This window comes from Vreelandella rituensis, assembly GCF_003336665.1.
Taxonomy (GTDB): domain Bacteria; phylum Pseudomonadota; class Gammaproteobacteria; order Pseudomonadales; family Halomonadaceae; genus Vreelandella; species Vreelandella rituensis.
Map to the genome: position 1 here is coordinate 1 of NZ_QPIJ01000113.1, position 3,782 is coordinate 3,782.

The 3,782-nt window shown below is 57.2% G+C and carries 4 protein-coding genes; 3 read left to right on the plus strand and 1 reads right to left on the minus strand.

Annotated elements, in window-relative coordinates; genetic code table 11:
• Nucleotides 1–113: helix-turn-helix domain-containing protein (locus DU506_RS20700; protein WP_181870842.1), on the minus strand; the 113-nt coding region annotated here is incomplete at its 3' end.
• Nucleotides 114–302: 189 nt separating this feature from the next.
• Here DU506_RS20700 and DU506_RS20705 point away from each other — a divergent pair.
• From DU506_RS20705 to DU506_RS20715, 3 genes are read left to right on the plus strand one after another with little or no spacing between them, the layout of a single operon-like run.
• Nucleotides 303–1,430, plus strand: coding sequence for a glycosyltransferase family 9 protein (locus DU506_RS20705; RefSeq protein ID WP_114488731.1), 1,128 nt, complete (start codon nt 303–305; stop codon nt 1,428–1,430).
• On the plus strand, nt 1,412–2,092 hold the full coding sequence (locus DU506_RS20710) for a response regulator (RefSeq protein WP_114488732.1): 681 nt from the start codon (nt 1,412–1,414) through the stop codon (nt 2,090–2,092). The genes DU506_RS20705 and DU506_RS20710 overlap by 19 nt, the downstream gene beginning before the upstream one ends.
• The gene (locus DU506_RS20715; protein WP_114488733.1) at nt 2,089–3,465 is read left to right on the plus strand and encodes an ATP-binding protein; all 1,377 of its coding nucleotides are present in this window, start codon (nt 2,089–2,091) and stop codon (nt 3,463–3,465) included. The genes DU506_RS20710 and DU506_RS20715 overlap by 4 nt, the downstream gene beginning before the upstream one ends.
• The last annotated feature ends 317 nt before the right edge of the window (nt 3,466–3,782 follow it).

The window sequence follows — 3,782 nt, forward strand, 5'->3', positions numbered from 1 at the left end:
TAGCGCAGCACTGCGTTCCAGACAAACCGCACGCACCCAAACGTCCGCGCCAGCAGGATTTCCTGCTCGGGCGTCGGGTAGAATCGGTACTTGTAGGCGCGTTCGGTTTTCATGGCTTACATTTTAGTATCATTTGCGTAAGAACACAAGGCGTCCTCTCGGACGCCGCGCTTGTATCCCTTCGCGCTACGCGACTCAGGAAGAGGTATTACACGCTTTTAGATAAATAGGCAATCTTAAGGGCCTGTTAAGAAAGCACCTGGATAGTGGCCACTCTCTGGTTTCACACGAGTGGTCCTTTCATGACTGTACTCACCCGTTTACGCCGTCACACCACCATGCGCCGCCTGGGCAAAACGCTGGAAAAGCGTGCTAAAGCTTGGGTCTATCGCCGTCTCGCCACCTCATGGAAGCCCGTCCCCGCGTCCTCGGCTACCTTGGAAGGCGTTAAGCGCGTACTGTTGGTTCGCCCCAATTTCCGCATCGGTAATGCCTTGATCAGTGCGCGGTTGATCGATGCCTTTGCGCAAGCGCGCCCTGACATTGAGGTCGATTACTTGGCCACCGATACGACCGTGTCACTGTTTGAGGGCATGCCGTTGACACACTGCCATGCGCTCAGCCGCGACATGCTGGTTCGCCCCTGGAAACTGTTTGTGCTGTGGCGAACGCTACGCCAGCGACGCTATGAACTGGCCATTCAGGTGGCCGATACGTCCTTGACGGGTTGGCTTTGTTTAAAAGCCGTCGGCGCCCGGCGCACCCTGGGAGCTAATGCGCGTCTAGCGGGGCGCTATGATGAGGTTTACCGAGTGCTATCAGGTCAAACGCATGCCTATGACATGGCGGCCACCATCGCGCACTCTCTCGGGCTTGACTGCGAATCACGCCCGTGGATGATGATCTCGGAACCCGAGCAGGCACAGGCACAGGTGCAGCTCGAGCAGTTGTCTCACGAACCATTTGACGTCGGTGTCTTCGTGGGTGGGCACCTGAATAAACGTCTGCCATTGGCCTTCTGGCAAGCGCTATGCGATACGCTCAACGCCCGCGGTATTCGTTTTATCCTGCTCATCGGCCCGGAAGAGGCCTCGTTGCAGTCGGCACTTCAACATCATGTCGGCCGCCACGGCCATATTGCCCCCAGCATGCCGCTACGCACTTTTGCTGCAACGCTGGGGCAGCTTCCTCGCTTAATCACGCCGGATACGGGGCCGATGCATATGGCCGCAGCACTTGGCGTACCCGTTACTGCGGTACTGAACGTGGCGAGCTCACAAAAATTTGTCCCACGAGGTCATGCTGATCAGATATTGTTGTCACCCACCCCAGCAGAGGTTGTTGATGCAATCACCCAAGCGACGTTCTCTAGTCCCCTATCGTCTTGTGTTTCAGGAGACGTTGTTTCGTCATGCGTATCTTACTGGTAGAAGATGACCTGAGTCTGGCGTCCGGCATCCGCTTGGCGCTAAAGCCAGAGCGGTACACGGTGGATCATTTAAGCGATGGCCATCAGGCATTAGCCACCTTGGAGAGCCGCGAGCCGCTGGATGCCGTCATCCTGGATCTCGGGCTGCCCGGCGTCGATGGCATTGACGTGTTGCGCGCGGCGCGTCGTCGCCAAAATCACGTCCCTGTGCTTGTACTAACTGCACGCGACGCCGTCGAAGATCGCATCACGGGCCTGGACGCCGGTGCCGATGACTATCTCATCAAGCCCTTTGAAGTGGCCGAACTCAAGGCGCGTCTGCGTGCCTTGCTGCGACGCAGTGCCGGTAAAGGCGTCAGCGTCCTGACGTGTCGCGGTATCGAGCTTTCCCCCGATACGCTTCAAGTTGCTTACCAAGCGCAAACGATGGCGCTATCTCGCCGAGAATTTACGCTTTTATACGAGATGATGAGCCACCCAGGGCGTGTTTTTACCCGTGAGACCCTCACCCAACTGGTGTACGGCTGGGAAGACGAGGTCGAGAGCAATGCCATCGAGGTGCATATCCATCATCTGCGCAAGAAGTTTTTCCCTACCCTTATCCGTACCGTGCGGGGTATCGGCTACGTGCTAGACGCTGACACACCGGCTTCAACGCCATGAGTTCCATCCGCCGCCGCACACTCAGCGTGACGTTGCTGGTCTTTACAGTCAGCATGATGCTGATTGGTGTCATCAGCTACGTGTCCGCGACGCACGAGATCGAAGAGCTTTACGATGCGCACCTGGCGCAAAACGCCCGCTTGCTTGAGGGACTCTTGGCAACACCCACTATTAACGATAACGATGCGCTGCTTCGGCGCTTGGAAACGGCACTACAGCGCGCCGCCATCAAGGATGACGCCATTCCCGGGCATGGTTATGAAGGTAAATTCGCCTTTCAGCTCTGGGAGGGGGAGACGCTTCTATTACGCTCCTTCAATGCGCCTAGCCGCCCCCTTGCCGAGACGGCAGGTTATAGCGACCATCAAGTCGATGACGACGAATGGCGGGTGTACAGCCTGGTCTTGACACAACCAGGACGGCGCATCCTCGTGGCCGAGCGGGCCGATGTGCGTGGCGAGCTCATTCAAACCTTTGCTTTTCGTTCGTTGATACCTGACCTGATCGGCTTACCTATTTTAGCGCTGTTGCTCTGGTACGCCATCGGGTGGGGGTTAGCCCCCCTGCTACGTCTCACTGAACAAATTGCCAATCGCAATCCCGACGATCTAAAGCCTCTGGACATCGCGCCGCTGCCGTGCGAGCTGGATACGATGGTAGCGGCGCTGAATCGTCTGATGCTGCGTATTCGCGACCTTCGCCAGCGGGAAAAGCGCTTCATTGCCGATGCAGCACATGAATTACGCACTCCCTTGGCCGTGATGGACCTGCATGCACAGAACGCATTAGAAAAACAGAACACGCCGGAGGATCGGGAAGCGGCACTGATAGAAATGCGTGCTGGGGTCCTACGTACCACACGTCTGGTCTCGCAACTGCTCACCCTCGCCCGCCTAGAGCCGGGCAACGAGGACAGCATCATCTCTCAACCGTTACACCTGTTCCGCGAGGCGCAGGAAACGCTCGCTAAGCTCGCGCCTCTAGCGTCGCAGCACCGCCAAACGTTACAGCTCGATGCAGACCCTGAGGCCTCTTGGTGGATAACGGCTGAACCCGGCGCCATCGAAACGCTATTGCAAAACCTGGTCAGTAACGCGCTGCAACACTCCCCCATCGGCGGCACGATTACCGTCGGCCTTGCTACACACACGGACCACATTACACTCATCGTGGCTGATGAAGGCCCCGGTATCTCGCCCGACAAGCGTGAGCAGGTCATGGCCCGCTTTTATCGAGACAGTAACAACGGCGGTGCCGGCTTGGGGCTCTCCATCGTCGAACGCATTATCCACCGCCATCACGGCACGCTCGACATGCGCAACAGAGAAACGGGTGGGTTAAGTGTCGAGATAACGCTGCCGTATGTAACGTGATCTGGCAGCAGTTTTCCGGACAGCTTGTTAAGCGACTGTCAGCAGTGCTGCCTTATCGCTGGGGACCGATCGCAGCTAAAGGATGCTTGATCCCGGGTTATTCACGACGCAGGCCTGAAAACGAAGATAGCGAATGGTAACCTCTACAAAAATCAGTACGTTCCGGCAAGAACCTGATGCAAGAGGACCATTCGCCATGGGTGAAAGATTACCGTCCTGGTCACCGACCTGCAACGGCTCTGTTCATGTTCAACTAAGCGGCGATGCCACCACCAGCGATGCGGGTGGATTGGCACTTCGCGAAGCACTCGATACGA